21 protein-coding genes and 1 pseudogene are annotated in these 22440 nt (G+C 67.2%); 11 read left to right on the top strand and 11 right to left on the bottom strand.

Features of this window, described 5'->3' with window-relative positions; genetic code table 11:
- Window positions 1-53: 53 nt before the first annotated feature.
- Window positions 54-479, top strand: coding sequence for an Hg(II)-responsive transcriptional regulator (gene merR, locus ACWTPI_RS27130; protein ID WP_454731551.1), 426 nt, complete (start codon window positions 54-56; stop codon window positions 477-479).
- Between the two features lie 104 nt (window positions 480-583).
- Here merR and tnpC read toward each other — a convergent pair whose 3' ends face one another.
- Both tnpC and ACWTPI_RS27120 read right to left on the bottom strand, forming a co-directional pair.
- A complete protein-coding gene (gene tnpC, locus ACWTPI_RS27125) occupies window positions 584-928 on the bottom strand; it encodes a Tn3 family transposase post-transcriptional regulator TnpC (protein ID WP_454731550.1) in 345 nt (114 codons plus the stop codon).
- Window positions 921-3920, bottom strand: coding sequence for a Tn3 family transposase (locus ACWTPI_RS27120; RefSeq protein ID WP_454731549.1), 3000 nt, complete (start codon window positions 3918-3920; stop codon window positions 921-923). The genes tnpC and ACWTPI_RS27120 overlap by 8 nt, the downstream gene beginning before the upstream one ends.
- Before the next feature lie 153 nt (window positions 3921-4073).
- On the opposite strand from ACWTPI_RS27120, the pseudogene ACWTPI_RS27115 reads away from it, so the two are divergent.
- The 3 genes and pseudogenes from ACWTPI_RS27115 to ACWTPI_RS27105 form a co-directional block, all read left to right on the top strand.
- A pseudogene (locus ACWTPI_RS27115) lies at window positions 4074-4457 on the top strand (transposase); the annotation flags it as partial.
- 158 nt (window positions 4458-4615) lie between these two features.
- Window positions 4616-5197: an AlbA family DNA-binding domain-containing protein gene (locus ACWTPI_RS27110; RefSeq protein WP_454733269.1), complete on the top strand. Its 582-nt coding sequence runs from the start codon at window positions 4616-4618 to the stop codon at window positions 5195-5197.
- A gap of 566 nt (window positions 5198-5763) precedes the next feature.
- Entirely contained in the window at window positions 5764-6069 is a 306-nt protein-coding gene (locus ACWTPI_RS27105) for a DUF1484 family protein (RefSeq protein WP_454733268.1), read from the top strand.
- Window positions 6070-6092: 23 nt separating this feature from the next.
- On the opposite strand, the gene ACWTPI_RS27100 is transcribed toward ACWTPI_RS27105, so the two are convergent.
- From ACWTPI_RS27100 to ACWTPI_RS27085, 4 genes are read right to left on the bottom strand one after another with little or no spacing between them, the layout of a single operon-like run.
- Window positions 6093-7190: a VWA domain-containing protein gene (locus ACWTPI_RS27100; RefSeq protein ID WP_454733267.1), complete on the bottom strand. Its 1098-nt coding sequence runs from the start codon at window positions 7188-7190 to the stop codon at window positions 6093-6095.
- Window positions 7187-8215, bottom strand: a complete 1029-nt coding sequence (locus tag ACWTPI_RS27095; protein ID WP_454733266.1) for a DUF58 domain-containing protein — start codon at window positions 8213-8215, stop codon at window positions 7187-7189. Before ACWTPI_RS27095 ends, ACWTPI_RS27100 begins: the two co-directional genes overlap by 4 nt.
- Window positions 8193-9206, bottom strand: a complete 1014-nt coding sequence (locus tag ACWTPI_RS27090) for an AAA family ATPase (RefSeq protein WP_454733265.1) — start codon at window positions 9204-9206, stop codon at window positions 8193-8195. The genes ACWTPI_RS27095 and ACWTPI_RS27090 overlap by 23 nt, the downstream gene beginning before the upstream one ends.
- A 16-nt stretch (window positions 9207-9222) precedes the next feature.
- On the bottom strand, window positions 9223-10200 hold the full coding sequence (locus tag ACWTPI_RS27085; RefSeq protein WP_454733264.1) for a S1C family serine protease: 978 nt from the start codon (window positions 10198-10200) through the stop codon (window positions 9223-9225).
- A 69-nt stretch (window positions 10201-10269) separates the two neighbouring features.
- On the opposite strand from ACWTPI_RS27085, the gene ACWTPI_RS27080 reads away from it, so the two are divergent.
- Complete coding sequence (locus ACWTPI_RS27080; RefSeq protein WP_020205467.1) at window positions 10270-11331, top strand: VWA domain-containing protein; 1062 nt, start codon at window positions 10270-10272, stop codon at window positions 11329-11331.
- A gap of 64 nt (window positions 11332-11395) precedes the next feature.
- On the opposite strand, the gene ACWTPI_RS27075 is transcribed toward ACWTPI_RS27080, so the two are convergent.
- From ACWTPI_RS27075 to ACWTPI_RS27065, 3 genes are all read right to left on the bottom strand, one after another.
- Window positions 11396-11875, bottom strand: a complete 480-nt coding sequence (locus ACWTPI_RS27075) for a VOC family protein (RefSeq protein WP_454733263.1) — start codon at window positions 11873-11875, stop codon at window positions 11396-11398.
- Between the two features lie 82 nt (window positions 11876-11957).
- A complete protein-coding gene (locus ACWTPI_RS27070) occupies window positions 11958-12731 on the bottom strand; it encodes a glucose 1-dehydrogenase (RefSeq protein ID WP_454733262.1) in 774 nt (257 codons plus the stop codon).
- Window positions 12732-12894: 163 nt separating this feature from the next.
- Window positions 12895-13788: an alpha/beta fold hydrolase gene (locus ACWTPI_RS27065; protein WP_454733261.1), complete on the bottom strand. Its 894-nt coding sequence runs from the start codon at window positions 13786-13788 to the stop codon at window positions 12895-12897.
- Between the two features lie 273 nt (window positions 13789-14061).
- Here ACWTPI_RS27065 and gcvA point away from each other — a divergent pair, with 273 nt between their 5' ends.
- Entirely contained in the window at window positions 14062-14997 is a 936-nt protein-coding gene (gcvA, locus tag ACWTPI_RS27060; RefSeq protein WP_454733260.1) for a transcriptional regulator GcvA, read from the top strand.
- A 41-nt stretch (window positions 14998-15038) separates the two neighbouring features.
- On the opposite strand, the gene ACWTPI_RS27055 is transcribed toward gcvA, so the two are convergent.
- Window positions 15039-15449, bottom strand: a complete 411-nt coding sequence (locus ACWTPI_RS27055; protein WP_020205462.1) for an NINE protein — start codon at window positions 15447-15449, stop codon at window positions 15039-15041.
- A gap of 114 nt (window positions 15450-15563) precedes the next feature.
- Complete coding sequence (locus ACWTPI_RS27050) at window positions 15564-16610, bottom strand: GGDEF domain-containing protein (protein WP_454734024.1); 1047 nt, start codon at window positions 16608-16610, stop codon at window positions 15564-15566.
- Between the two features lie 333 nt (window positions 16611-16943).
- On the opposite strand from ACWTPI_RS27050, the gene ACWTPI_RS27045 reads away from it, so the two are divergent.
- From ACWTPI_RS27045 to ACWTPI_RS27025, 5 genes are read left to right on the top strand one after another with little or no spacing between them, the layout of a single operon-like run.
- On the top strand, window positions 16944-17816 hold the full coding sequence (locus ACWTPI_RS27045; RefSeq protein ID WP_454733259.1) for a branched-chain amino acid ABC transporter permease: 873 nt from the start codon (window positions 16944-16946) through the stop codon (window positions 17814-17816).
- Window positions 17817-17823: 7 nt separating this feature from the next.
- A complete protein-coding gene (locus ACWTPI_RS27040; RefSeq protein ID WP_454733258.1) occupies window positions 17824-18900 on the top strand; it encodes a branched-chain amino acid ABC transporter permease in 1077 nt (358 codons plus the stop codon).
- A gap of 12 nt (window positions 18901-18912) precedes the next feature.
- Complete coding sequence (locus ACWTPI_RS27035) at window positions 18913-19722, top strand: ABC transporter ATP-binding protein (RefSeq protein ID WP_454733257.1); 810 nt, start codon at window positions 18913-18915, stop codon at window positions 19720-19722.
- Entirely contained in the window at window positions 19719-20537 is an 819-nt protein-coding gene (locus ACWTPI_RS27030; protein WP_454733256.1) for an ABC transporter ATP-binding protein, read from the top strand. The genes ACWTPI_RS27035 and ACWTPI_RS27030 overlap by 4 nt, the downstream gene beginning before the upstream one ends.
- 49 nt (window positions 20538-20586) lie before the next feature.
- Entirely contained in the window at window positions 20587-22440 is a 1854-nt protein-coding gene (locus ACWTPI_RS27025; RefSeq protein WP_020205456.1) for an AMP-dependent synthetase/ligase, read from the top strand.

Genomic DNA, 22440 nt, shown 5'->3' with positions numbered 1-22440 from the left:
AGGAAAGGGATAGCGTAACCTTACTTCCGTACTAATGTACGGAGCAAAGCGATATGTGGAGCGAATTGGAGAACCTGACCATCGGCGCCTTCGCCAAGGCGGCTGGTGTCAACGTGGAGACCATCCGGTTCTACCAGCGCAAGGGGCTGCTGCCAGAGCCAGACAAGCCCGCCGGCGGGATTCGTCGCTATGGCGAAACGGCTGTGGTCCGGGTGCGCTTCATGAAATCGGCCCAGCGGCTGGGATTCAGTCTGGAAGAAATCGGCGAACTGCTTCGCCTGGAGGACGGCACTCATTGCGCGGAAGCCAGCAGCCTGGCCGAGCGCAAGCTCAACGACGTGCGCGCAAAGCTTGCCGACCTGAGACGCATGGAGGCCGTGCTGTCTGAGCTGGTGTGCGCCTGCCATGCCCGCCAGGGCAACGTATCCTGCCCGCTGATCGCATCGCTGCTAGCGGGAAAAGTTCGCCAAAGGGCGTAGTGGATGCGGCTACGCTGCTCCAGCTCGTTCCGGCTTCTGCTTCTGCCGCTTCGTCGCAGCCGGCCTCACATGTGCCGTCTCGACGGGCAAGCGACCTGGCCGAGTCAGACATCGTCGCGGGGGCGCAGCGGCTCTAGTGGGCGCAGCGCATGCACGGCGCGCTTGAGCAGCACGATCCAGTCGTCCAGTTCTTCTATGATGGCCTCGGCTTGGTCCACGAGGGTCGGACCAGTGGTTGGATACGACAATGCGGCGCCGTTGATCAGAGTATGTGCCATGCCGTGCAAGCACAGCAGATCGTCGCGCAGCCCGGCTGGCTCACAGCAACGCGCGCGGATCGCATCGAGTTGGTCCACCACGCGCAGGATGGTGGTCGTGTCGAACGTGTCCCGAAGCGCTTGCAACGCCTCGGCGTCGACCCTGCCGTAAGGGGTATCGGTGTCAGGCATGACGCGGTTTGCGGACGGAATGGGCGGGGCCGGCAAAGAGGCTGTCGCGAATCCAGGCTTCCGGCAACCGCTCCAAATTGAGTTTATAGTCGCCGAAGCGCTTGATGTTGCTGGTGAGGTAGGGACTCAGGAAGCCGATGTCGGCCACGTCGACCTTGATCCCTTCCTTCACCATCGCGCGCAGGGCCTGCATCATGTCCGCCGTGTTCTGAAGAATCACGGCCGAGGCGATCAGGTCGTTGTAGCGCAGGCGCTTCTGCTGTTCGTCGGGGTCGTTTTCGGCCAGCACGTCACCGCCGAATGAGAACCATTTGGCAAAGCCATTGTAGGACTCGATCTTGTTGGTGGTCGCGGTGATCTCCTGGCGCAACTCGCGGCTGCCGATCCATTCGAGCAGGAACGCTGTGCGCACGACCTTGCCGAGTTCCTGCGCCGCCAGAAACAGGCGGTTGCGGCGGCTTTCCGAGCCGAACCGGCGCAGCAGGAGCGGCGAGGAGATTGTTCCGGCCTGAATCGATAGCGCTACCTGCATCAGGTCCTGCCAGTGGAAGGCGATCAGCTCCCAGTCCACGATGTCCGAGAACAGCCGGTCGATGTGCTTGTATTTGGTGTTGGCATCGGCTCGGTAAAGCTTCAGATCCTGCCAGTTGCGGATGCGCGGCATCAGGTTGATGCCCAGCAGATGCGTGAAGGCGAACACCGCGGCCGACTGGCCCTGGGTGTCGGCGTGCACGGTATCGGCCTCGACACTCAAGCCGGCCTTGAGCAGACCCTCGATCACGTAGATGGCTTCCCACACGCCGGGCGGAATGAAATGCCGGAACACCGCGATGTAGTTGTCGGCCACGTGCCGGTAGGCCACCGCGCCCATCTTGCGGTAGCGGAAGTGGTAGCCGGCCAGCAGGTTGTTGTCGTAGAAGTCGTACTGAGTGCCGTCAGCCGCGACGGTCTTGCCATCCCCCCAGTGCTTGGGCAGGTCGAGCCGCAGATACAGTTCGATCAATTCCCGCTGCGCGGTTTCGAGACGCTCCAGGCTCAGATGCCGGCGGTTGACGAACGACATCATGTGCGGCGTGACCCGATCCCCCATATGGCGGGCGGCCTGGGTGGGCCCCAGGTTGCAGCCCATGGCGAAGATAGTCAGCAGGTAGCGCTCGGCGGCATTGCGGATCTTGGGGTCGCTGCCGGAGAGCGGGCCGAAGTGCCGCGTGAAGTGGGTCCAGTGCTCGATGTTGGCCAGCACGTCCAGCAGATTGCGCGTGGGCATGCGCCGGATCAGCGCCTGTTGCAGGGCCACCGCGCTGGCCGGGATCTCCCTGGCGATCGTCCGCTTGAGCACGGGTTCGCCGTCCTGGCCGATGGTGACGTGCTGGCGCTTGTCGGGAAAACTGGCATCCAGCGTACGCGCCGTGTCGGTCAGCCACTGGCGTAGATGCGCCACGAAGTCCTGCGCGTTGGCCGGCATGTCCAGCTTGGCGCAGTATTCGGGCAGGCGCCGTTCGCATTCCCGCCAGGGCAGTAGGTGCGCACGGTAATCGGCAAAGGCATCCGACCCCACCACGCACAGGTCGCCGGAGCGTAGCTCGTTGACCATATGCGAGAGCACGCAGAGTTCCAGGTAGCGCCGATTGGTGGGGGCGCCCTGGTCGTGGGGGCGGCGCACCAGCTTTCGCCAGCGTTCCGAGGCGAAGCTCACATCGACGTCGGCGGCAATCCATTCGCGATGCAGGGATTCGTTGTCCAGCACCACCGCAAGTGCCGCCAGCAGCGTGCGCGACTGGCTGGTCGACTCCCATTCAAGCACCTGCGCCAGGCGCAGCATCACGGAGCGGTGCGCGCGGAAATGCCGCCATAGCAGCGGCAGGTAGTTGTTGCCGCTGAAGGCCCGCACCTCGGCGCAGCTCTCGCGCAGCGGCTCCAGATCGCCGGACGGCGCGAGGAAGCGGCGCACCTGCCGGCCGATCAGCGCGTCGTCCTGGCCATCGGCGACGATATCGACCACGCCGTCGAGCAAGGTGACCAGCTTCTCCATCTGCGCGCGCTGACGGGACTGGATGCGCTCCATCTCATCGCGCGCCCGCTTGTGGATGGTGCCCATGCGACGGATGAACATCTCCGCGAGATCGTCGCGGGTGCGCACGCGCATATGGTTAAGCAAGGCGACGATCAGCGTGTAGCGCTTCTCAGGCAGGATCTCCCGTAGATTGGCCGCGTCCAGGCTCATGGCCTGGCTGGCCAGCGAGCGCAGCTTCGAGGCGGGCACGCCTGCGATTGCGCGAGAGAAATCGCCAAGACCGTCGAGTAAGGTCAGGTGTTCTATGAGTAGGCTGAGATGCTTGCGTGATGGACGGCGCGCGTGGCGCTTGATGTTGTTGTAGGCGGTCAGGCGGTTGGTGAATTCCCGGGTGAGAAGCCGGTCCAGCCGCTGCCGTTCCTCATCCGACAAGCGCCTTGCGACGCGTCGAAACAGCGCGGTCTGCGTGCGGGTGTGAATCTGCTCGGCGATGTTGTCTAGGGTGGAGAACGCTGGCAGCTCGACCTGGCGCAGGATCAGCGCATCGATGGTGGCATTGATGATGTCCACTTGCTGGTCCATCGTTTCCGCGGCTTCGCGCGCGGCGCGGATCGTGACCTCGTTGGCATCCGTGCCAATATAGGGCTGGACGCCGAGAAATTCGCGTACCGCCGTGTAATGCCGGTACAGCGTGGGGGACAGCTTGCGGTCATAGCCAAATGCGGCATCTAGCGCCAGACCAGCGCTGGCGCGCACATGGTCGATCACGACGACGGGAATGCTGTCCAGGTTGGGGAAGTAATGCAGTTGCTGGAAGACCTTCAGCAGCACCAGCAAGCCAAGTCGCGGACCTTGTCCACGGGTTGAGCGGGTGGCCCACTCCAGTTCCTCGGCATCCGGCGTGTAACACGCCTGTAACTCCTTGGTGGAGAAAACCTTCGGGAAACTCGGGTAGGCGGTACGCTCGACGGTGGCCATACAGGATCTCGGCAATCTCTGAAGGGCCAGCCAGTCTAGCCGAGGACGATGGCAAAGTTCCAGACCAGAGTTATAACTAACCGAAATGTTTTTGCTTATCTATATAACCCCAGGGCTTATGATCGCCGATTGGCCGCATCTTGGCATGATCCCTCGGATGTGTCGCAGGCGCATGCCTTGCTGCATGGTCACGAGGAGCATGCGTTTGGCGATGCGGGCTACACGGGCGTGGAGAAGCGCGACGAGATGCAAGGCAAGTCCGTGAAGTGGCAGGTGGCCGTCAAGCGCGGCAAGATTAAGACGATGCATGACGGCACCGTCAAGGACTTGCTGATCGCCGTCGAGCGGGCCAAGGCCCAGATTCGGGCGCGGGTCGAGCATCCGTTCCACGTCATCAAGAATCTCTTTGGTCATCGTAAGGTTCGCTACAAGGGCCTGGTCAAGAACACGGCGCAGTTGCTCAGCCTGTTTGGTCTGGCGAATCTGGTGCTTGCCAGGAAACCGTTGTTGGCCTCACGGGGGAGCAGTCCGTGCTGAGCGCGCCAAGCGCGCCAGGAGAGGCGCAAAACCCGGGAAAAACCGTGCTGAATTGGTCTTTCTCTCCCGCATTGCGAAAACCGAAGTCAATAGCCTGAGCAACATCACGCGCAAAGCTCATTGATCAGCATTTCCTTAGTGGCTTCATCAGAGCCGAAGTGACTAAATTGATTTACGGAAACCACGCGACCGTGGATATCGAGTCTGCCATTCGTCGATCGGAAATCGAGCTTTCTGATTATGAGTTGAAACAGGGAATGTTGATGCTCGGTAACGACAGAAAAATAGATGATGCTCTGATCGACAAAGTGCTAAAGACTTTATCTGCAATCGCAAATAATGGCCCACAGCGTGCTGGAAAGGTATTGATCGGAGTAACCGACAAAAATGCTGACGCGACTAGGGTCAAACAGCTGGACGGCATCGAACCAAAGAAGGTTGGGAAACGCTATATTGTCGGTGTAGTTCGAGAGGCAAAAGTGCTTGGTCTCTCGGTCGAGGACTACTATACCAAGTGGAAGGAGGCAATCAAAAATTCGCCATTATCTCCCGTTCTTCGTGATTCCATTCTTTCTCACATCGACTACAATTCGTTCTATGGGCTGGGAGTGATCGTATTCACGGTGCCACCGCAGGAAGAGCTTTCGTACTATGGGGACGACGTGTACTGGCGCAACGGCGATTCGACGGAGATTGCAACGACCGCCAAGCAAATAGCGGGGCTCGCGCAACGCTTCTAGCGTCATCAAAACTTCGAAGAGATAGAGTAACAGAGTAACAGTCTGAAAACAGAGAGCCGATTCTCCCTGTTTTTTTTGACTGAGTCTCTTAACATCAGTGGGGTACCATTCACCGGTGGGAAAAGCACGGCGGTGGCCTTCGTCCTGCAGATTACAGCAGTTATGCTAATGTTGATAAGGGAGTCGCCACTTTAGTCAACAAGGGCAGGCGATCCGGTAACAAGGACTGTTAGAAATTCGAAGACGGCCGTTACTGTCGTGGCGGTCCGAACGGTGATAACGGATCAGCAATAACCGTCCAACTCCGCTCAACATAGCGTTAGCTCTGTGGCCAAACAGACACTCTGCTTCGAAGCAGTGAGATGGCCACGGGGGGTAACACCGGCCGGCGACTCCGGAATCCACCATCGGCTGCGCAACGTTGCTCAACCGAAAGAGCGAAGAAAACCGCCTCTCTCCAACTCCAGCAAAAACAAATCCCCCCGATGGGTAATTCCGTCCGTGGCGCTCCAATCCTCGTGGAACGAACATATCAATACACCATCTACGTCCCAAAGGAACCACCCATGACCGCCCGCCAACGCCACCCCCGCACGGCCGCCGAAGCCAAACAATCCGCAAAAGAAGCCAAGCCAATCGCCGCCCCGTTGCTCCCCGCCCACGAATCCACCCTGGGCGCCCACCGTAACCACGAGACCATCCAGCAAACCTGCCATGACCTGCTGCGCGTCAGCGCCGGGCTGGAGTCTTTCCTAAACCTGCTGGAGCTACAGGCCGAAGAGCAGGCAGCCAACAATGGCCTGCACGCCTTGCTGACTCCGCTGAAACAGCAACTGGATCAGGCGGTGGACCGTGTTCAAGCCTTGTATTGAGGCCCGCACTAAAGAACTGCCGCCTAGACCACCCGCCCAAACCACCAAAGCGACAGCATCCCCGCGCAAGCCGCCAGCAACGCCCCCAGCGCAGCAAAGAACGCAGTGATCTCGACCTGATCCCGCTTGTCGAAGGCCAGCCGGGCATTGAGCGCGCGGTACACCTGCTTGAGCCTGTTGGCATCTTCCAGGCGGAAGTACTCGCCCCCGGTCGCGTCGGCGACTTGCTTGAGCACCTGCTCGTCCAGCTTGACGCGGGCGGACCAGCCGTCGACCGTGAGCACCACACCGTCGGTGGTGCCCACGCCCACGGTGTACACGCGCACGCCATTCGCGGCGGCGAGTTGCGCGGCCTGCATGGCGGCGGGGCCGGCGTTGCTTTCACCGTCGGAGAACAGGACGATCGCGCCGGCGGCGTAGGAGCCGGGCTTGGCGGCGTCGGCGCCGCCGGTGCTGCCGGGCGAGGCTTGCTGCCCCTTGGCTGCCTTGCGCGATGCGGCGGCTTTGGCGGGCGAGTCGTCGTCGTCCAGCAATTGCGCGGCGTCGCTGCCCAGTTGCGGCAGCAGCGTGGTGAGGGCGATGAGCAGGCCGTTGCCGATGGCGGTGCCGCCCTGGGGCTTCAGGTTGTCGATGACCGTGGCCACGTCTTCCTTGCGGCGGATGGGGGCTTGCGCCAGGGCGGCGGTGCCGGCCATCGCGACCACGCCGACGCTGACGCCGGCGGGCTGGGCGTCGAGCAGGGTCTTGGCGGCGCGCTGGGCGGCGCGGATGCGGCTGGGCTGCACGTCCTGCGCGCGCATGCTGCCGGACAGGTCGATGACCAGGACCACGGTTTCGATGCGGGAGGGCAGCATCATCACGGCCTGGGGCCGGGCGATGGCGACGATGAGCGCGGTCAGGGCCAGCAGCATGAGCGCGGGCGCCACGTGGCGGCGCCAGCGCGCGCCACCCTGGATGGCGAGGCCGACGGTCTTGAGCGTGGGGTAGGGCACCGATGCGCGGCGGCGGCGGGCATCGAGCCAGACGTAGGCGCCGGTCAGCAGGAAAACCAGCGCGAGCAGCCACAGCATGCTGGGCCACTGGAAGCTGAAGGCGGGCAGGCCGGTCAGGGCGTCGGTCATGCGGCCCCCTTGGCGTTGCTCTGGACACCTTGGGCGCTTTGCAGGTGGTGGCGCTGGCGGGCGAAGTGGAGCAGGGCGAGGTCGAGGCGCGCGTAGGTGGACAGCGTCAGGCATTCCACGCCGGCGCGCTCGAAGCCGAGGCGCAGCTCGGTCTCGCGCGCTTCGGCGGCGGCGGCGAAGCGTTTGCGGAAGGCGGGGTCGTGGGTGTCGACGAACATCTGCTCTCCGGTTTCGGCGTCCTGCAGCACGACCAGGCCAAGGTCGGGCAGGGCCATTTCCAGGGGGTCGACCAGCCGCACGGCGATGACTTCGTGGCGCCGCGCCAGCAGGCTGAGCGAGGCCTGCCAGCCGGGGGCGCTGATGAAGTCGGAGACCACGAACAGCACCGAGCGCCGCTTGGCGACGGCGCGCGCGCGCTCGAGCAGGTCGCGCAGGCGGGTGTCGCCGGGGGAGGCGGCGGGCGTGGCGCGGATGCGGTCGAGCAGATGCAGCAGGTGGCGGCGCCCGGAGCGCGCGGGCACCACGGCGGCGGCGGTGTCCGCCGCCCCGCCGTAGAGCACGGCGCCGACGCGGTTGCCATAGCGCGTGAGCAGGCTGGCCATGACGGCGGTGAAGTCGCTGAGCAGGTCGCGCTTGCGCACCTCGCCGGAGCCGAAGTCGATCGAGCCGCTCAGGTCGAGCAGGAACCACGCGCAGACCTCGCGGTCTTCCTGGAATTCGCGCACGTGGGGCGTTTGCAGGCGCGCGGTGACGTTCCAGTCGATGTGCCGCACGTCGTCGCCGGGGTGGTATTCGCGCAGGTCGGCGAGGTCGAGCCCGAAGCCGCGGAACAGGGTGCGGTAGTCGCCTTGCAGCAGGCCGTCGAGGCGGCGCACCACGGTCCACTCGAGGCGGCGCAGCAGGGCCTCGGTCTGGCTGGCGCCGACGCGGGCGGGCGGTCCGTCGGCAGGCGCGGTGCCGGCGGGGGGCTGTGCGGGCGCGGCGTCCGGGCCGCCCCGGCGCCTAGCGCGCAGCCGCCCGAACATGGGATTCCAGCGGCCGCTCGGGCACGGGCAGCGCTTGCAGGATGCGCGTGATGAGCTGGTCGGCCGTCATGCCGTCGGACATGGCTTCGTAGGAGAGCGTCACGCGGTGGCGCAGCACGTCGGGCACGAGGTCGATCACGTCGTCGGGCAGCGCGTAGTGGCGCCCGCGCAGGAAGGCCAGCGCGCGCGCGCCTTCGATCAGGCCGATGGTGGCGCGCGGGCTGGCGCCGAAGGAGACGTAGCGGTCCAGCTCGGCCAGGCCGTAGCCGCCCGGCTTGCGGGTGGCCGCCACCACGCGCACCGCGTACTGGATCAGGCCGGGGTCGACGTAGACCTTGCGGCATTGTTCCTGCAGGCCGGTCAGGTGCTCGGGCGTGGCGACGGGGCTGACGCTGATGCGCGGGCCGGTGACGCGGTTGACGATGACGACTTCTTCTTCCTCGGTGGGATAGCCCACCAGCACTTTCATCATGAAGCGGTCGACCTGCGCCTCGGGCAGCGGGTAGGTGCCTTCGGTCTCGATCGGGTTCTGCGTGGCCATGACGAGGAAGGGCGTGGGCACGCGATGGGTTTCGCCGGCGATGGTGACTTGCCGCTCCTGCATGACTTCCAGCAGCGCGCTCTGCACCTTGGCCGGCGCGCGGTTGATTTCGTCGGCCAGCAGCAGGTTGGCGAAGACCGGCCCGCGCACGGTGGAGAACTCGCCGGTGCCCTGGTTGTACATGCGGGTGCCGACCAGGTCGGCCGGCAGCAGGTCGGGCGTGAACTGGATGCGCTTGAAGGAGCCGCTCATGGTCTTGGCCAGCGTGTTGACGGTGAGCGTCTTGGCCAGCCCCGGCACGCCCTCCACCAGCAGGTGGCCGCCGGCGAGGATGGCCACCAGCACCCGTTCGAGAAAGTGGTCCTGTCCCACCACCACGCGCTTCACCTCGTACAGCAGGCGTTCCATCAGGTTGGCGCTGTCCACAGCGTCCCGGGCTTGGTCGTTCATAGGCCTCCGCGTCTGTCTAGAAAGGAGAAGATCCGATGGAACTGCCGGCGCTTTCGATCGTGATGGCAAAGCCGATGCCGACGAAGGTGCCGCTCTCGTGGGGACTGAAAATGGCGGTGACGATGCCCACCACCTCCCCGTTCATGTTCACCAGCGGCCCGCCCGAGTTGCCCGGGTTGGCCGCGGCGTCGAACTGGATGAGCTTGTCCAGGTTCTGCTTGTTGTCCGGCGAGATGAATTCGCGGTCGAGGCCGGAGACCACGCCGGCGGACACCGAGGGCCCGATGCCGAACGGAAAGCCGACCGCGACCACCTCGCTGCCGGGCGCGAGATCCCGGCTGGAGCCGAGCGTGGCTGCCGGCAGGTCGTCGGGGATGGTCTTGGCTTTGATGATGGCGAGGTCTTTCTCGGGAATGGACTGCACCACCGAGGCCTCGGACGTGGAACCGTCGAAGAACGTGACTTCCAGCCGCCTGGCGCCGGCGATGACGTGGTAGTTGGTGAGGATCATGCCGCTTTCGGTCACGACCACGCCCGAGCCGATCTGGCGGCCCTCGGGCCTGGCCGGGGGCGTGGCCCTGGCTTCGGGCGGGTTCTTGCCGGCGGCAGGATCCTTGCCGCGCGGCGGTCCGCCCGTGGCGAGCTCGTCACGCGGGGAAGCCGGGGACGACGGTGCGGAGGGCGCGGGCGCAGAGGACTTGGGGCGCCTGGCGGTCGGGTCCCGCCTGGGCGGGCGAGGGGGCGCGGCTTCCGCGGTTTTTTCCGGGGGCACGAAGCCGCGGATTTCCACCACCGATTCGCGCACCGCCTCGGCCGCGCGGGCCGTGCGCGACGGCAAATTCTTGGTCTGCAGCGTATGCAGCACGGCGGAGTCGATGTCCGCCTGGGTGAGCGCGCGCCACTTGGGCTGCAGGAGCCAGGCGGCGCCCACGCCCGCTGCGAAGACCAGCGCGGCCGCGGCCGAGACCCACCAGTAGATCGACACCCGTCTCATCGCAGCCCCCGAGGTCCCGCACTGCAAAATACAGTACCATCCTCTTACCCACGCGCCAAGGAGCAGGGCATGCAGTTTCTCTGGCCGCAGATGCTCTGGCTGTTGCTGACGGTCCCACTGCTGGCAGCCGCCTATCTATATTTGATCTCGCGGCGCAAGAAAGCCGCCCTGCTTTATGCCAGCCTGGCATTGCCGCGCGCAGCGCTGGGGCCCGGCCAACGGCTGCGGCGTCACATTCCCCCCTTGCTGTTCCTGCTCGCGCTGACCGCGGCGCTGCTGGCGTGCGCGCGTCCCAGCGCCACCGTCACGCTGCCGTCCGACGCCGTCACGCTGGTCCTGGCGATGGACACTTCGCGCAGCATGGAAGCGACCGACGTCGCGCCCACGCGCATCAGCGCCGCGCAGCAGGCCGCGCGCGATCTCATCGTCGGGCTGCCGGCCAACGTGCGGCTGGGCATCGTGTCCTTCGCTTCCACCGCCACCGTGGTGCTGCCGCCGACCGACAACCGCCATGACATGCTGGAGGCGCTCGACCGCTTCCAGCTCCAGCGCGGCACGGCGACCGGCAGCGGCCTGTACCAGGCGCTGGCGGTGCTGTTTCCCGACGACGGCATCGACCTGGAGGCGATCCTGTTCAACGGCGCGTCCGGCCGCGCCGAGCGCCAGGCGCCGTCGCTGGACGAAGCCGCGGCGGCCGAGGCCGCGCGCAAGCGCGCGCAGGAGCGGCCGGCGGCGCAGCCCGGCTCGTACCAGCACGGCGCGGTGATCCTGCTCAGCGACGGCCGCCGCACCACCGGCCCGGACCCCGCGGACGCCGCGCGCATGGCCGCCCAGCGCGGCGTGCGCGTCTATACCGTGGGTTTTGGCTCGCCGCAGGGCGGGGCGGACGAATCGAACCTGTCCTTCTACATGCAGCTCGACGAAACCGCGCTGCGCGCGGTGGCGGCGCTGACCGGCGGCGAGTATTTCCAGGCTGGCTCCGCCGCCGACCTGAGCCGGGTGTATCGCCAGCTGAGCGCGCGCTTCGCGCTGGAGCGCAAGGAAACCGAAGTGGGCGCGCTGCTGGCGGGCATCTCCGTGCTGCTGCTGGTGGCGGCTTGCGTGCTGTCGATGCTGTGGTTCCGGCGCTGACAGCGGTGACAGCGGTGACAGCGGTGATGGCGGTGCCGGGAGTCTCGCCGGCATCACGCGGGCGCTAGCCGCGCCGTGCCGCCTCTATCGCGGCGATGTCGATCTTTTTCATGGTCATCATGGCCTCGAAAGCGCGCTTGGCCGCCGCGCGGTCGGGGTCGCACACCGCCGCGGTGAGCGCGCGCGGGGTGATCTGCCATGACAATCCCCAGCGGTCCTTGCACCAGCCGCATGCGCTTTCCTGGCCGCCGTTGCCGACGATGGCGCTCCACAGGCGGTCGGTCTCGGCCTGGTCGTCCGTGGCGATCTGGAACGAGAACGCCTCGCTGTGCCTGAAATGCGGGCCGCCGTTCAGCCCGAGGCAGGGAATGCCGGCGACGGTGAATTCGACCGTCAGGATGTCGCCCTGCTTGCCGTCGGGATAATCGCCCGGTGCGCGATGCACGGCCGTGATGGCGCTGTCGGGAAAGGTTTCGGCATAGAAGTTCGCGGCGTCGAGGGCGCCGCCGTCGTACCACAGGCAGATCGTGTTCTTGCTGGTCATGTCGTGTCTCCTGGGAAATCGGGCATTGGCACAGGTTCGGCGGCCTGGCGGAGACGACGCGGCCCATGCCGCGCCCGCTTGCTCACTTGCCGCCGGTGACGTCGAGGAACGTGCCGGTGATGAAGGAAGCCTCGGCGCTGGCCAGCCACAGGATCGCCCGCGCCACCTCTTCGGGCTGGCCGCCTCTGCCCATCGGGATCGAGTCCTTGACGCGATCGACCCGTCCCGGTTCTCCGCCGCTGGCATGCATCTCAGTGTAGATGTGCCCGGGGCGAATGCAGTTGACGCGAATCCCGTCGCGCGCGACTTCCTTGGCGAAGCCGGTGGTGAAGGTCTCGACGGCGCCTTTCGACGCGGCGTAGTCGACATATTCGTTCGGACTGCCGAGCCGGGCCGCGGCCGACGAGATGTTGATCACGACGCCGCCGCGCCCGTTGTAGCGATGGGACATCCGCCTCACCGCCTGCTGCGCGCAGAGGATGGGGCCGATCGCGTTGACCGCGAAGACGCGCTGCATGCGCTCGAATTCGAGATCCTCGAGCCGGGACTGCCGCGCGAGGATCGCGGCGTTGTTCACCAGCACGTCGATGCGGCCGAACTCCCGGTCGATCGCGGCGAACAGCCGGGCGACCTGCTCCGGGTCCGCGCTGTCCGCGCGCACGGGCAGGGCCCGGCGCCCGGCAGCTTCCACGTCGGCCGCCACCGCGAGGGCGGCGGATTCGTTGGAGACGAAGCTGATCGCCACGTCGTAGCCTTGCTCGGCGGCAAGCCGCGCAGTCGCCGCGCCCACGCCGCGGCTGCCGCCCGTTATCAGCATCAGCGGCGCCTGGGGGGCGTGGTCGGGAGTCTTTGGCATTTCGGTATTCCTCACGGAGATTCAGAACGGGCGAAGAGGGCACTCGCGGGCTCACGGACTGCGCGCGGCCAGGGCGTGCCTTCAGGAAGGGGATGTTTCGTGCGTCGAGGGGCAGTGTTTTCGCCGCGCGCAGCGGCCGGGGCCGGCCTTGGGCCAAGGCGCATCAATCGGCCCAGGCGTCGATATCCAGAACCGCGGCGGCGAACGCTTCCGGCGCCTCCTGCGGAAGATTGTGGCCGGCATTGGGCACCACGCGGTTTTCATGGCGTCCGGTGAAGTGCTTCCGGTCCGCTTGTCTGCCGCCCGGCGGCGTGACGCCGTCCGCGTCTCCTTCGAGGGTGATCGTGGGCACGGTGATCGGCGGCATGGCGGACAGGCGGCGTTCCATGTCGTCGAAGCGGGGATCGCCATCGACCAGCCCGAAACGGTGCCGATACGAATGAACCACGACGTCGACGAAATCCGGATTGTCGAACGCGGCTGCCGAGCGCGCGTAGGTGTCGTCGCCGAAGCGCCAACTCGGCGACCACAATGACCACAGGAGCCGGCAGAACGCGCGCCGGTTTTCCGTCAGTCCGGCCCGGCCGCGTTCGCCGTGAAGATAATACTGGTACCACATGCGATGCTCTTTTTCGGGGCTGGCCGGCCGCATGGCGGTGGCGATGTCCTGGATGTTGTAGCCGTTGACCGAAACCAGTCCACGCGCCCTCGACGGGTACAGCGCGGCCACGATGCATGCGGCCCGGCCGCCCCAGTCATAGCCGCCCAGCACGGCCCGCTCGATCCGAAGCGCATCGAGCAGCGCCAGCAGGTCTGCCGCCAGCGCCGCCTGCTGGCCCGAGCGCGGTGTTGCCGCTGACAGGAAGCGCGTCGGCCCGTATCCCCGGAGAAAGGGCGTGATGACGCGGGCTCCCCGGGATGCCAGGCGTGGCGCGATGTCTTCGTACGCATGGATGTCGTAGGGGAAGCCGTGCAGCAGGACGGCCGGCCAGCCGTCGGCATCGCCCTGTTCGTCATAGGCAATATCAAGCAGGTCGGTCGCAATTCTCTTGAGCATGAATCCATCCTTTCAGGCAATGCCAAGGCCCCAGGCAGACCGTCTCACCCGCGACGGCCGCGCACGCCAGCCAGCGTTTCCACTACGCGGTATGGATGATCGCCTGTCCGCGGGCCAAGCGCACGCCGATGCCGTCGATTTCGGCATGGAGCGCGCGCGGCCGGCCTGTGGCCGCCGAAAGCAGGACCGGCCGTGCAGCGGGAAGAATATCTATCTTGTGGCTGCCCGGCAAACCAGATAAATTGGGGATTCGCGTTAGATAAACTCTTGTGAATGAAACGGATATTGCCGCCGCTCAATGCCTTGCGCGCCTTCGAGGCCGCCGGCCGGCTCGGCAGCTTCAAGGAAGCCGCCGCCGAGCTGCACGTGACCCACGGCGCGGTGAGCCAGCAGGTGCGCTTGCTGGAGGAATGGCTGGGCGCCGCATTGTTCGCGCGCCACAACCGGCGCGTGGCGCTGACGCCGGCGGCGCGGGCCTATCTGGCACGAATCGGTCCGCTGTTCGAGCAGATCGCGCAGGCCACCGCCGGTTATGGCCTGCCCGAGGCGGCCTCGCGGACGCTGTCCGTCAATGCGCCGGCGACGTTCACCTTGCGCTGGCTGGTGCCGAGGCTGGCGAAATTCCGCGCCGGGCATGCCGACGTGGACGTCAGGGTGGAGACGTCGAACGAGCCGGTGGAGAGCCTGACGGACAGCCATGACCTCATCATCCGGGGCGGCCCGGATACCTTCTATGGCTACGCGATGCGGCCATTCCTGTGCGAGGAGAGAGTGCCGGTCTGCAGTCCCGCGCTGTTGCGGCGCGTGCCGCTGCGCAAGCCGGAGGACATGCGGCAGCACACGCTGCTGCACACGTCGAGCCTGCCGCGGCTCTGGCCGGACTGGCTGGCGCAGGCGGGGATTGCCGCGCTCCGGCCCGCCGCGGCGCTGACGTTCGACCACTTCTATCTGACGCTGCAGGCCGCCATCGACGGCATCGGCATCGCGATGGGGCCGACCGCGCTGGTGGCGGACGATCTGGCCGCCGGCCGGCTCGTGATGCCGTTCACCGGGCCGCGCCTGCCGTCGCGCAGCTATTGCACCTACGTCCCGGACGGGAAGTCCGGGGATGCGCTCGTCGTGCTGTTCCGCGCGTGGCTCGAGCACGAAGGGATGCGTCCGCAAGACGGACCGGGCCCGCGCGACGCGGGTTCGCTGAATGCCGTCTGAACGCCGCCTGAGCGGCGTTTGTCATGCCGCCGCCGCGCCCTTCACGGCATCCGGTTCCGCTCCGAGACCTGCTCGTTCAGCGTCCAGAAGTCATACAGCACGCCGACCAGGAACAGCCCGCCGGTCAGCAGGTAGATCAGGCCGGTGATCCATTTGCCGATATACATGCGGTGCACGCCGAAGACGCCGAGGAAGGTCAGCAGCAGCCACGCCACGTTGTAGTCGGTGCGGCCGGCCGTGAACCGGTAGTCCGCCCGGCGGTCCATGCCGGGGATCAGGAACACGTCGATCAGCCAGCCGATGCCGAGCAGGCCCAGCGTGAAGAACCAGATCGTGCCGGTGATCGGCTTGCCGTAGTAGAAGCGGTGGGAGCCGGTAAAGCCGAAGATCCACAGCAGGTAGCCGATGACCTTGCTGTGCGTGTCTCCCTGGGGATTGCTCGGTGGATACATCGTTGGCCTCGCGCGGTGGTTTGGCGCGATGATGCCATAGCTTGTGGCGCCGAAGCTATCCGGCGGGCGCCGCGTCCGTGGCCACATCCGTGGCCCCACGCGGCGCCCGCCCGTTCAGCGCGATTGCAGCTTGAACGATTCGCCCTGCATGCCGGCGCGGTCGACCGCGGCGATGCGGTTGCGGCCGTTGTCCTTGGCGTGATAGAGCTGCGCGTCGATCAGGTTGATGAATGCGGTCTGGTCCATCCGCTCGGTCGGCACGATGGTGCCCACGCCAAAGCTCGCCGTCACGCACTGGTTGTACGGCGAGCGCACGTGCGCGATGGCTTCCTCGGCGATCAGCGCGCGGCAGCGTTCGGCGGTCTTCATGGCGGCTTCCGCGTCGGTGTCGGCCAGCACCAGCATGAACTCCTCGCCGCCGAAGCGGCAGAGGAAGTTGTCCGCGCCGGCCACCCGGTCCAGGATGGCGGCGACCCGCTTCAGGCAGGCGTCGCCCTGCAGGTGGCCGTAGTAGTCGTTGTACGACTTGAAGAAGTCGATGTCGATCATAAGCAGCGACAGCGGCTTGCCGGTTGCCTTCGCCGCCGTCCATTCGCGGGCCATCACGTCGTCGAACATGCGGCGGTTGCCGGCGCCGGTCAGGCCGTCGCGGAACGACAGGTGCTCGAGCTCCTTCTGCAATCGCGCGAGCTTTTCCTCGGTGCGCTTGCGCTCGCTGATGTCGAACATGAAGCCGACCAGCGAATCGACCTCGCCCTGCGCGTTGCGCACCACGTGCACCACGTCGCGCAGCCAGACGTAGCCGCCGTCGCGCGTGAGCGCGCGGTAGTCGGCCTCGTGGTCGGTGCCGGCCTTCGACTGCGCGACGCAGAATTCCAGCACCGCGGCGCGGTCGTCCGGGTGCATGCGCTCGGCCCAGTCGTTGACGGTCTTCCAGCTCGACGGCGCCCAGCCCAGCAGCGCCTCGATCTGCGGGCCGATGTAGGTGAACGCCATGCTCGCCCAGTCGATCTTCCACGGAATCGCCTTGGTGGACTCCAGCAGCGTCCGGTACACGGCGCTGTCGTCGTCGCCGAACACGCGGCCGGGCGGGGCGAGGGTTTCCTGGTGCGGCAGGAAGGCGGCTTGCAGCGGGCTGTCGGGCTGGTCGGGGCTGGGCATGCTGGCCGTGAGGTCGGGGGCTGAAGGGGTGCTCATTGTATCAACGGCGGGTTGCGGGATGCCTGCGGGGCGGCCGTCCTTGTCCGGCCGTCCGCCGGGAGGATCGATGTCCGGCGCCATCCACGCCGGAGAACGTTCAACCCGCGCCGCCCGCGCCGGCCTCGCGCCGCGCCCTCCCGTGGGTAATCCCCAACCCCTCCGTAGCCAGTCCGCACAAGAGCCACCCCGATAGTTTTGCTACGGTGGCACGACTGGCGAACGGGCCGGCGCCGGCCGGGCACATCGCATCGCGCGTCGCCAATCCCATCCGCGGCACCAGCACAGGAGACAAGCTTGGAGATCCTGCAACTCACCATCTCGGGCATCGCGCTGGGCTGCATCTATGCGCTGATCGCGCTGGGTTTCGTGCTGATCTACAAGGCCACCGAGACGGTGAACTTCGCCCAGGGCGAGTTCATGATGCTGGGCGCGTTCGCCGGGGTGGTGCTGACCCTGATGGGGCTGCCGCTGTGGCTGGCGGTGCCGCTGACGGTGGCGGGCATGGCGGGGTTCGGCATGCTGGTGGAGCGGCTGGCGATCCGGCCGATCCTCGGGCAGCCGCAGTTCACGGTGGTGATGCTGACCATCGGCATGGGCTACGTGATGCGCGGGGCGATCACGATGGTGCCGGGCATCGGCGCGGGCACGCACACGCTGCCGGTGCCGTACCAGGGCATGGTGTGGCGCGCGGGCGGGCTGGTGCTGAGCGTGGAGCAGGTGGCGGTGATCGTGGCCACGGCGGGGCTGTGCGTGCTGCTGTACGGGGTGTTCCGCTACAGCCGGATCGGGGTGGCGATGCAGGCGAGCTCGCAGAACCAGCTTGCGGCCTGTTACATGGGCATTCCGGTGCGGCGCCTGAACGGGCTGGTGTGGGGCCTGTCGGCGGCGGTGGCGGCGCTGGCCGGGCTGCTGCTGGCGCCGATCACGTTCGTGCACGCGAGCATGGGCCTGCTGGGGCTGAAGGCGTTTCCGGCGGCGGTGGTGGGCGGCTTCGGCAGCCTGCCGGGCGCCATCGTGGGCGGGCTGGTGATCGGGGTGGTGGAGTCGCTGGCGGGCTTCTACCTGCCGGAGGGCTTCAAGGACGTGGCGGCCTACGTGGTGGTGCTGGTGATGCTGGCGGTCAGGCCCAACGGCCTGTTTGGCGAGAACCTGCGGAAAAAGGTGTAGCGGCGCGATGCGATTCCTCTTCAAGACCGATTACCGCCAGGACCTGCGCCTGGCCCGCCAGCCCGGCCAGCGGCTGTGGTACGCGCTGTTGCTGGCCTGCCTGCTGGTGGCGCCGGGCTGGGCCGGCGGCTACTGGATCGCGCAGCTCGGCTTCGTGCTGGTGTACGCCATCGCGGGGCTGGGGCTGATGGTGTTGTCCGGCTACACCGGGCTGCTGTCGATCGGGCACGCGGCATTCCTCGGCGTGGGGGCGTATGCGCAGGCGTGGCTGACCAGCCGCGGCGTGCCGTTCGTGCCGGCGCTGCTGCTGTCGGCGGCGTTGTCGGCGCTGGCCGGGGTGGTGGTCGGGCTGCCGGCGCTGCGGGTCAAGGGCATCTACCTGGCGATCGCCACGCTGGCTTTCGGCTTCATCGTGGAGGAGGTGCTGGCGCGCTGGGAGAGCGTGACCGGCGGCAACGCCGGGCTGGCGGTGGGCGCGCCGCAGGTGGCGGGCTACACGCTGGACAGCCCGGTGGCGTTCTATTACCTGGGGCTGGCGGTGTGCGTGCTGGCCACGCTGGGGGTGCTGAACCTGCTGCGCGGCGCCACCGGGCGCGCGTTCATCGCGATCCGGGATTCGGAGATCTCGGCGCAGAGCATGGGCATCCACCTCGCGCGCTACAAGACGCTGTCGTTCGCGCTGTCCGCCGCGCTGGTGGGGCTGGCCGGGGCGCTGTACGCGCACAAGCTGCGCTACATCTCGCCGGAGCAGTTCGGCATCGGGCAGTCGGTGGACCTGTTGCTGCTGGTGGTGGTGGGCGGGCTGGGCTCGGTGCACGGCGCGTTCCTGGGTGCGGCCTTCCTGATCGTGATGCCGCAGCTGATCGTGCTGGCCAAGGACTGGCTGCCGCCGGCGGTGGCGCAGGCCAGCGGCCTCCAGGCGCTGGTCTACGGGCTGGTGCTGATGGCGTTCGTGCTGTTCGAGCCGATGGGCCTGTACGGGCGCTGGTGCAAGGTGCGCACCTACCTGGAGCTGTTTCCGTTCTACCGGCAGGGCATGTTCCGGCGCCAGAAGGCGTTCCAGCGCTCCGAGCGCCTGAAATAAGGAGAGGGCGCCATGACCCACAGCCAATCCGATACCTTGCTGAGCGTGCGCGAGCTGACCGTGCGCTTCGGCGGCGTGCTGGCGCTCGACGGCGTGAGCTTCGACGTGCGCCGCGGCGAGGTCTTCACGCTGATCGGCCCCAACGGGGCCGGCAAGACCACGGTCTTCAACCTCATCAGCCGCATCTACCCGCCCACCGGCGGCGAGATCCTGTGGCTGGGCGAGCCGCTCACGCGCATGCCGCCGCACGCGATCGCCGCGCAGGGCATTGCGCGCACGTTCCAGAACATCGAGCTGTTCGAGCAGGCCACGGTGCTGCAGAACCTGCTGATCGGCCACCACACGCACCGCGCCGCCGGCTTCTGGGCGGACCTGCTGTTCACGCCGGCCGCGCGCCGCTCGGCGCTGGCCGCGCGGCGCAAGGCGGAGGAAATGATCGAGCTGCTGGACCTGCAGGCGCACCGCGACGCGCTGGTGGCCGGGCTGCCCTACGGCGTGCGCAAGGTGGTGGAGCTGGCGCGCGCGCTGTGCAGCGGGCCGCGCCTGCTGTTGCTGGACGAGCCGTCGTCCGGGCTGAACGTGGAGGAGACCGAGGACATGGCATGGTGGATCCGCGACATCCGCAGCGAGCTGGGCATCACCGTGCTGATGGTGGAGCACGACATGAGCCTGGTCTCGCGCGTGTCCGACCGGGTGCTGGCGATGAACCAGGGCCAGGTGCTGGCGCAGGGCACGCCGGCCGAGGTGCAGGCGCACGCGGGCGTGATCGAGGCCTACCTGGGCACGGTGGACGACGTGGCCTCGCTGCGGAGGGCGGCATGAACCCGGCCGCCATCGACGCCGCCGCCGCGCAGCGCGGCATGGCACCGGCGCCCGTGCTGGCGCTGGCCAACGTGGAGAGCGCCTACGGGCCGGTCAAGGCGATCCGCGGCGTGAGCCTGGCGGTGGCGCCGGGCAGCATCGCCACCGTGCTGGGCGCCAACGGCGCGGGCAAGACCACTATCCTGAAGACCATCTCCGGCGTGCTGGATCCCACGCGCGGCAGCATCGCCTTCCAGGGCGAGCCGATCACCGGGCTGGACCCGGCGCGGATCGTGCGGCGCGGGCTGAGCCACGTGCCCGAGGGGCGCGAGGTGTTCCCGCTGCTGTCCGTGCGCGACAACCTGATGATGGGCGCGTACACCCGGCGCGACCGCGACGGCGTGGCGCGCGACATGGAGGCGGTGTTCGGCTATTTCCCGGTGCTGCGCGAGCGCGCGGCGCAGGACGCCGGCCTGCTCTCCGGCGGGCAGCAGCAGATGCTGGCGATCTCGCGCGCGCTGATGGCCGCGCCCGAGCTGATCCTGCTCGACGAGCCCAGCCTGGGACTGTCGCCCAAGCTGACCAAGGACATCTTCGAGATCGTGGTGCGCATCAACCGCGAGCGCGGCACCACCATCCTGCTGGTGGAGCAGAACGCCAACATGGCGCTCAACGCGGCGGACTACGGCTACGTGCTGGAGAACGGCCGCATCGTGGCCGAGGACACCTGCGCGGCGCTGCGCGAGAAGGACGACGTCAAGGAGTTCTACCTCGGCATGAAGGACAGCGGCGTGCGCGGCGAGCGGCGCTGGAAGAAGCGCAAGACCTGGCGCTAGCCGCCCGCCCCGACCACCCGACCACCAGATCCAGCCCGGAGACCCGCCAATGGCCAGACCCGCCGCGCACGCCATGCAGCCCTTGTCCGAAGCCGCGTTCCAGACCGTGCCGCAGATGTTCTGGCACGCCGTGGACGTGCGTGGCGACGCCGTGATGATGCGGCAGAAGGACCTCGGCATCTGGCGCAGCTATACCTGGCGCGAAGTGGGCGAGATCGTGGCCGACGTGGCGGTGGGGCTGGCCGAGCTCGGGTTGCGGCCGGGCGAGGTGGTCTCCGTGCTGTCCAACACCAACCGCGAATGGGTGTGGGCCGACCTGGGCGCGCTCACGGCGGGCGCGGTGGTCAGCGGCATCTACCCGACCGATTCGCCGTCGCAGGTGGAATACCTGTGCCAGGACTCGGGCACCGTGGTGCTGTTCGTGGAGAACGAGGAGCAGCTCGACAAATACCTGGAAGTGCGCGAACGCGTGCCGGACCTGCGCCGCGTGGTGGTGTTCGACATGGAAGGGCTGTCGGGCTTCGACGATGCCGCGGTGATGAGCTTCGACGCGCTGCTGGCGCTGGGCCGGCAGGCGCGCGCGCGGCAGCCGGGCTGGCTGCCGGCCATGCGCGCCGAGGGCAGCGCCGACGCGCTGGCGGTGCTGGTCTACACGTCCGGCACCACGGGGCGGCCCAAGGGCGCGATGCTGTCGCACCGCAACGTGCTGCGCAGTTGCCTGACGCAGCGCGAATTCCTGCCGGCCACCACCATCGGCGAGCGCATGGCCTTCCTGCCGCTGTGCCATGTGTCCGAGCGCCTCTTCGGGGAGTATTACGCGATCCTGTGCGGCGCGGTGGCCAACTTCGTGGAGAACCCCGACACCATTTTCGACAATATCCGCGAGATCCAGCCCGATGCCTTCCTGGCGGTGCCGCGCGTGTGGGAGAAGCTGTATTCCAGCATCACCATCGCCGTGCGCGAGGCCACGCCGCTGCAGCGCCGGGCCTATGCCTGGGCGCTGCGCGCCGGGCAGGCGCGCGTGCCGGAGCCGGGGCAGGCGCGGCGGCTGTCGCCTGGCGCGCGGATCAGGCTGTGGCTGGCCGATGCGCTGGTGCTGGGCAACGTGCGCCGCATGATGGGCCTGAACCGCGTGCAGCTGGCGGTGACGGGCGCGGCGCCGATCTCGCCGGACCTGATCCGCTGGTACATGGCGCTGGGCATCGAGCTGCACGAGCTGTGGGGCATGACCGAGATCACCGGCGCGGCCACCTGCAACCCGCCGGGCCGCACGCGCCCGGGCAGCATCGGCGTGGCGCTGCCGCATACCGAGGTGAGGATTTCCCACGAGGGCGAATTGCTGGTGCGCGGGCCGCAGGTCTTCATGGGCTACCTGAACCAGCCGGCCAGGACGGCGGAAACCATGACCGACGGCTGGCTGCGCACCGGCGACATCGGCCGCGTGGACGAGGACGGCTATTTCTACATCACCGACCGCATGAAGGACCTGATCATCACGGCCGGCGGCAAGAACGTCACGCCGTCCGAATGGGAGAACCAGCTCAAGTTCAGCCCCTACGTGACCGACGCGGTGGTGATCGGCGACCGCCGGCCGTTCCTGAGCTGCCTGGTGATGATCGACCAGGACAACGTGGAGCGGTGGGCGCAGGAGCACGACGTGCATTTCTCCGACTACGGCTCGCTGTGCCGCAGCAAGGAGGTGGTGGCGCTGATCGGGCAGGAGATCGACCGCGTCAACAAGCAGTTCGCGCGCGTGGAGCAGATCAAGGCGTTCCGCCTGCTGGAGACGCGCCTGGGCGCCGAGGACGAGGAACTGACGCCGACCATGAAGCTCAAGCGCAAGCTGGTCAACGACAAGTACAGCGCGCTGATCGAGTCGATGTATCCGGCCAAGGTGGCCTGA

The organism is Cupriavidus ulmosensis (assembly GCF_977008105.1).
The sequence above is the reverse complement of the archived record's forward strand: the minus strand, read 5'-3'. Positions and strand labels throughout refer to the sequence as shown.